The 5,710-nt window shown below is 71.0% G+C and carries 5 protein-coding genes and 2 pseudogenes; 3 read left to right on the top strand and 4 right to left on the bottom strand.

Going from position 1 to position 5,710, the window contains the following annotated elements; translation table 11 throughout:
* Both AB0J09_RS54460 and AB0J09_RS54455 read right to left on the bottom strand, forming a co-directional pair.
* A pseudogene (locus AB0J09_RS54460) lies at nt 1–1,390 on the bottom strand (helicase); the annotation flags it as partial.
* A gap of 110 nt (nt 1,391–1,500) precedes the next feature.
* On the bottom strand, nt 1,501–2,748 hold the full coding sequence (locus AB0J09_RS54455) for an arginine deiminase (RefSeq protein ID WP_360710133.1): 1,248 nt from the start codon (nt 2,746–2,748) through the stop codon (nt 1,501–1,503).
* Nucleotides 2,749–3,076: 328 nt separating this feature from the next.
* Here AB0J09_RS54455 and AB0J09_RS54450 point away from each other — a divergent pair, with 328 nt between their 5' ends.
* A complete protein-coding gene (locus tag AB0J09_RS54450) occupies nt 3,077–3,838 on the top strand; it encodes an SDR family oxidoreductase (RefSeq protein WP_360710131.1) in 762 nt (253 codons plus the stop codon).
* A gap of 38 nt (nt 3,839–3,876) precedes the next feature.
* Here AB0J09_RS54450 and AB0J09_RS54445 read toward each other — a convergent pair whose 3' ends face one another.
* Nucleotides 3,877–4,332: a pyridoxamine 5'-phosphate oxidase family protein gene (locus tag AB0J09_RS54445; protein ID WP_360710130.1), complete on the bottom strand. Its 456-nt coding sequence runs from the start codon at nt 4,330–4,332 to the stop codon at nt 3,877–3,879.
* Between the two features lie 50 nt (nt 4,333–4,382).
* Here AB0J09_RS54445 and AB0J09_RS54440 point away from each other — a divergent pair, with 50 nt between their 5' ends.
* A complete protein-coding gene (locus AB0J09_RS54440; protein WP_360710129.1) occupies nt 4,383–4,523 on the top strand; it encodes a hypothetical protein in 141 nt (46 codons plus the stop codon).
* Nucleotides 4,524–4,650: 127 nt separating this feature from the next.
* On the opposite strand, the gene AB0J09_RS54435 is transcribed toward AB0J09_RS54440, so the two are convergent.
* Nucleotides 4,651–5,220: a CGNR zinc finger domain-containing protein gene (locus AB0J09_RS54435; RefSeq protein WP_360710127.1), complete on the bottom strand. Its 570-nt coding sequence runs from the start codon at nt 5,218–5,220 to the stop codon at nt 4,651–4,653.
* A 33-nt stretch (nt 5,221–5,253) separates the two neighbouring features.
* Between AB0J09_RS54435 and AB0J09_RS54430 the strand changes: the two are divergent.
* Nucleotides 5,254–5,710: pseudogene (locus tag AB0J09_RS54430) on the top strand (hypothetical protein); the annotation flags it as partial.

The raw sequence follows: 5,710 nt of genomic DNA, 5'->3' as shown, positions 1-5,710 counted from the left end.
GCAGCGGCACATCCCCGGCCGTCCACTCGGCCTCCGCCGGACGCAGCAGCTCGTGCCACTCCAGGCCCGACGGCGCCACCGCCCAGAGCGTGTCGAACGACGACAGCAGCTCAGAGATCAGCCGCTGCGGCGTCAGCTCCGGCCACAGCTCGTCCACTGCCCGCCGTATCGCCGGCTCGCCCCACAACCGCTGCGAGGCCAGCTCCAGATCCAGCTCGTCCAGGTCGCCCTCCAGGTCGAGCGGCTGCGACAGCTCCGGCTCGTCCTCGATGACCAGCTCCTCGATGTGCAGCGACTCCTCCAGGGCCCGCGCCTCGGCCTTGGCCAGCTCCTTGAGCATCTCGGTGACGTACAGCTTGCGCGCCATGTTGTGCGGCAGACGCACCGCCCGCGCCCGGTCGCGCAGCCGCATGCACGTCTCGCGCGGGACCCGCAGGCGCAGCCCGTCCAGCTCGACCACCAGGTCGCCCTGGGGCACCCCCTGGCGCAGCTCCAGCGCGCGGGCGACCACCTCGGCCATCCGCACGTCGCCCTTGACCACCGCCGCCGCCGGAGTGTCGGCCGCGCTCACCCGCACCCCCGGGAACATCTCCCCGACCGTGGTCATCACCACCTGCGTCTCCCCCAGCGCCGGCAGCACCTGGCTGATGTAGCGCAGGAACATGGGGTTGGGGCCCACCACCAGGACGCCGCGCCGCTCGAGCGTGTCGCGGTGGGTGTAGAGCAGGTACGCCGCCCGGTGCAGCGCCGCCACCGTCTTGCCGGTGCCCGGCCCGCCCTGCACCACCAGTGCACCCTGCAGCGAAGCGCGGATGACCCTGTCCTGCTCGGTCTGGATGGTGGCCACCACGTCGCCCATCCGGCCCGTCCGGCCCCGCCGCAGCGCCGCCAGCAGCGCCGCCTCGCCCACGAGCGCGCGCCTGTCGCCGTCGCTCATCCGCTCCAGGTCGAACACCTCGTCGTCGATGCCGACCACCGTGCGATCTTTCAGATGCAGGTGCCTGCGGCGCACCAGCCCACCCGGATCGGTGGCCGTGGCCACGTAGAACTGCCGCGCGGCCGGGGCCCGCCAGTCGATCAGGACCGACTCGTGGTCATCGTCGCGCAGCCCGATCCTGCCGACGTACGTGCTGGCGCCCGAGGCGTCGTCGATGCGGCCGAAGCACAGGCCGCGCTCGACCGCGTTCAGCTGGGCCAGCCTCCTGGCCTGCTCCGAGGCCATCGCCTCGCGCTCGACCATCGCCTGGCGGGTGCCGCCGGCCCTGGCGTACACCTCACGCAGCGCCGCCTGCGCGCGCTCCCTGGCGACGTCGAGCCTGCCGTACAGCCACGACACAGTGCGCTGTTCGCTGTCAAGGGCTTCCGCGAGACCATCTTGACGATTAGTCATTCGGTGGTATACTCCTAACCGGAGGGCTGTGGAGCTCATGCGTTAATGGAGCATTCGAGCTTAACTCCGTACGCGCCCGCGCGCAACGTCAACGGGCCTGCACGCCGCCGTCAGACGGGGTCGCGCTGGATCGGGCAGGTCATGCAGTGGGCGCCGCCGCGGCCCTTACCCAGCTCGAACCCCTCGATCTCGATCACCTCGACGCCGTGCTCACGCAACTGCCGGTTGGTGAACTGGTTCTTGTGATAGCCCACCACGACCCCGGGCTCCAGCGCGAAGAAGTTGTTGCCCGAATCCCACTGCTCGCGGGCCTGCTGGTACTCGTCGCCGCCGGTGGCGATCAGCTCCAGCCGGGCGATCCCCAGCGCCTCCTGCACCGCCCCCACGAAGCTCGCCTCGGTACGCACGTCCAGTGTGCCCGGCTTGTCTGCCGGGCGCAGCGAGTAGGTGGCGGCGGTCTCCAGGAAGGGCGGGTAGACCGCGGCCTTGTCCACGTCCAGGAACGTGAAGACAGTGTCCAGGTGCATGTAGGAGCGACGCCTGGGCACCTCCACGGCGATCACCCGCTCGACCGCGCCCCCGGCGAACAGCGACAACGCCACATGCTCCACCGTGCGGGCGTTGGTGCGCTCGCTCAAGCCGATCACCACTGTCCTGTTGCCGATGGGCATCATGTCGCCGCCCTCCATCGCGGCAGTGCCGTAGTCCTCCTCGTCGAAACGGCTGTCATCTCCTTCGTACGGGTACCAGAAAGCGAAGTCCCCGCCCGCGAACATCGGGTGAAAGTGGTAGATCGTGCTCTGGTTCATGGTCTCCAGCCGCCGCGCGTGGAAGAACATCGGGTTGAGCGACACCCCTCCGTACAGCCAGGCGGCCGGGTCACGCTGGTAGAGGGAGTTCGGCAGCGGCGGCAGCACGAACTGGCCGGCCCGCGCCGAGGCGGCCACCAGCGAGCGCGACTCCAGGCCCTCGATCCCGTACTCCTGCTTGGTCAGCCCGCCGATGAGATGCGCGGCCAGCTTCTGACCACTCCAGCCCGCCAGCGTCTCCCGTACCCCGTCCACCAGGGCCGGGCCGAGGGTCAGGTGGGTGACCGCCTCCTCGACGGCATGCTGCTTGGCCTCGAACCCGGCATCCAGCGCCTGCGCGAGCAACTCCTGGTGGTAGAAGACCTCGACGCCCCGCTCGCGCAGCAGGGCGGCGAACTCGTCGTGCTCGCGTTCGGCGTGCTCGACCCAGAGGATGTCGTCGAACAGCAGCTGCTCGCGGTTGCCGGGGGTCAGCCGTCGCAGGCTCAACTCCGGCCGGTGCAGGATGACCTTCCGCAACCTGCCGACCTCCGAATGCACCCCGTACATGATCATCCCCTCAGATGACGACGTGGCCGGTCAGCAGGCCGGCCACGTCCAGCACGCCCGCGGCCACGGTGACGCGCCCGCCGCGCCCGCGCCGCGCCATGGCCGTCAGCATCGTCAGCGGGAGCTTGTGCGGTTGTCATGACCAAACAGGTCATTCCGCCCCGAAGCCGCCCGAAACCGCGCCCTCGTGATCCTTTGCCGAAGGTAGTGTCAGCAGGGCCGTCGCAGCCGGATTCGCGCCGACCCTGCGGCACCGCACCGGGCGGGCGCGCCTCGGGACCATGGCCAACGGCGAGCCCCCAGAGCGAGGGTGCTAGCTTGTCCGACCATGTCTGACTATCTGCGGGACCTGTTCTCCCTCGACGGCAGGCGTGCCCTCGTGACCGGCGGCAGCTCCGGCATCGGCTACGCCATCGCCGAGGCCATCGGCCGGGCCGGGGCCGAGATCGTGGTGGTGGCCCGCAGGGAGAGCGAGCTCGACAAGGCCGTCACCCGGCTGCGCGAGCACGGCGTCACCGCCTCCTGGATCAGCGCCGACCTCGCCGACCGCGACGACGTCCAGCGCGTGTGCGCCACGGCCGGCGACATCGACATCCTCGTCAACGACGCCGGCAACAACATCCGCAAGCCCATGGCCGAGCTCACCGTCGATGACTACGAGCTCACCATCGCCGTCAACCTCACCGCCCCCTACCTCCTCGGCCAGCACTTCGGGCCGGAGATGGCCGCCCGCGGCTGGGGCCGCATCATCAACCTCGGCTCCCAGCAGTCCATCAGCGCCTTCGGAGACAGCGGCGCGTACGGCGCCGCCAAAGCCGCCATCGCGGGCCTGACCCGCTCCCAGGCCGAGGCCTGGTCGGTCAGCGGCGTGTGCGTGAACACGATCATCCCCGGCTTCGTGCTGACGCCGCTCACCGAGCCGGCCCAGGCCATCCCGGGCCGCGTCGAGGCGCTCGCCGCCCGCCACATGGTGGGCCGCAACGGCGTGCCCGAGGACTTCGAGGGCGCCGCGGTGTTCCTGGCCAGTGACGCCTCCGCCTTTGTCACCGGCCAGGTGCTCTTCGTGGACGGCGGCTTCTCCGTGCACTGACGGTCAGCCGACCGAACCGGGCGCCTTTACTTTGTAGATTACTTACGCCGGATCTCCCTCACACCCGCCCCCTCGTGCCAGGCGGTCATGACGAGCTCGTCGCCGTCGACCCGCGTCCACACCACCTCGGTCAACTCGATCCGGAACAGGTGCGACTCCGGGCTGGTCAGCACCACCTCATCGGCGACCTCCACGGCCCGACCGGCCAGCTTCACGTCGCCCTCCCACGACGACGGATCGACCGCATCGGGCTCGGGGGAGGCGACGTGGATCGCCATGCGCGGATCCCGCCGCAGGTCGTGAACCTTGACCGCGCCGGGCATCGACCCCGTCCACAGCTCGCCGTCCCTGAACGTGGTCTCGATGCCGCTGACCCGGGGCGAGCCGCCCTTGCGCAAGGTGGCCAGCACCCTGTGCTTGCACGTGTCCATCACGCGCCGCGCCGCCCCGGCCAGCTCCGGCGCCTGCCGTTCGAACTCCTGCCATGAAGCCATGGCGTACATCCTGGCCGCCCCCACCGACAAAATCGCGCGGAGTGGTGGGCGTGCTCAGCACCACCCTCGAGAAGGGCGCCGACCCGCGCGTCACCGTCCACCGCGACCTCGGCCGACTTCTCCACGCTCTGGCCGAGCGCGGCAGTACTTTGACGGCGGCCAGGTTTCCGCGCCTTCCTGCGCGGACCTGATCGACGAGATCACCATCACCACCGTCCCCGTCCTGCTGGGTACGGGGGTGCCCCTGTTCGGGCCGCTCGGCCACGTCTGGACCAAGGTGTTCGACGCGGGCGCCGTCCAGTTCACCTGCAAGGTGACTCAGGCGCGGCGGCGGGCGCGGTAGGCGCTGGCCTTGGCGCGGTTCTGGCAGGACAGGCCGCAGAACCTGCGCGAGGCGTTCCTGGTGACGTCCATGAAGACCAGTTCGCACCCGTCCGCCTCGCAGCTGCGCAGCCGCCGCCCCTGGCCGACGCCGATCACCATGGCCAGGGCGGTGGCGGCGTCGGCCGCCCAGGCGTCCACCAGGTCCGCCCCGGGCGCGTGGAAGGCCAGGACGGGCGGGTCGCCGTGCAGGTTGGGCACGGCCGCGTGGCGTACCAGGGCCTCGTTCAGCGTGGCGACGTCGCCGGTGAACGCCGGGCGCAGCTCGGCGGCCACGCCGGCGAGCCGGTCGGCGTCCGCGCCGGTCAGCGCGCGGCCGAGGGTCCAGCCCTGGCGGGTCAACGCCTCCTCCAGCGCCGCCCGCCGGTCGGCCGGCGGGTCCACGGGACGGCCGTGGGCCCGGGCGACGGACAGCTCGTTGACCAGCAGGACGGCCAGCTCCGCCCACCTGCCGACATAACTGTCTATTTGCGATTGACCAGTGATGCGCCAAGCCTCTATCGTCACTGGCATAGTTTAACTAGACAGTGAGGGATTGCCATGAGTGCATCGTCCAGGCTCGCCCGCCGCATGTGGCACCAGCTCGAGCCGATCCACGCTGTGCTGTACTTCTCGCCGCAGGCGTTCGAGGAGGCGGCCGCGCTCGGCTACGACGTGGAATCCCGCTGGCCGAGCTACTTCGCCTACCGCACGGCCCCGCTCGGGCGCGCGGGCAGCCGGCTGGCCACGGCCGCGTACTACAGCTTCAGCCCGCGCACGATCGGCGAGCACGTGCCCGCCGTCTGGGAGGTCGCCTCCCCCGAGCGGGTGCTCGACGCGCGGCTGACCGCGGTCGACAGGACCTACCGCCACCTGCTGGGCGACAAGGTGACCGGGCCGGACGTGGCGGAGGCGGCGGAGCTTGCCAGGCGGGCCGCGGAGAGCGTGACGGTGGCCGGGCGCCCGCTCGCGGCGGCCAACCTGGACCTGCCCTGGCCCGCCGAGCCGCACCTGGTGC

This window comes from Nonomuraea sp. NPDC049784, assembly GCF_040659615.1.
Taxonomy (GTDB): Bacteria; Actinomycetota; Actinomycetes; order Streptosporangiales; family Streptosporangiaceae; genus Nonomuraea.
This window is presented reverse-complemented; position numbering and strand designations above follow the sequence as displayed.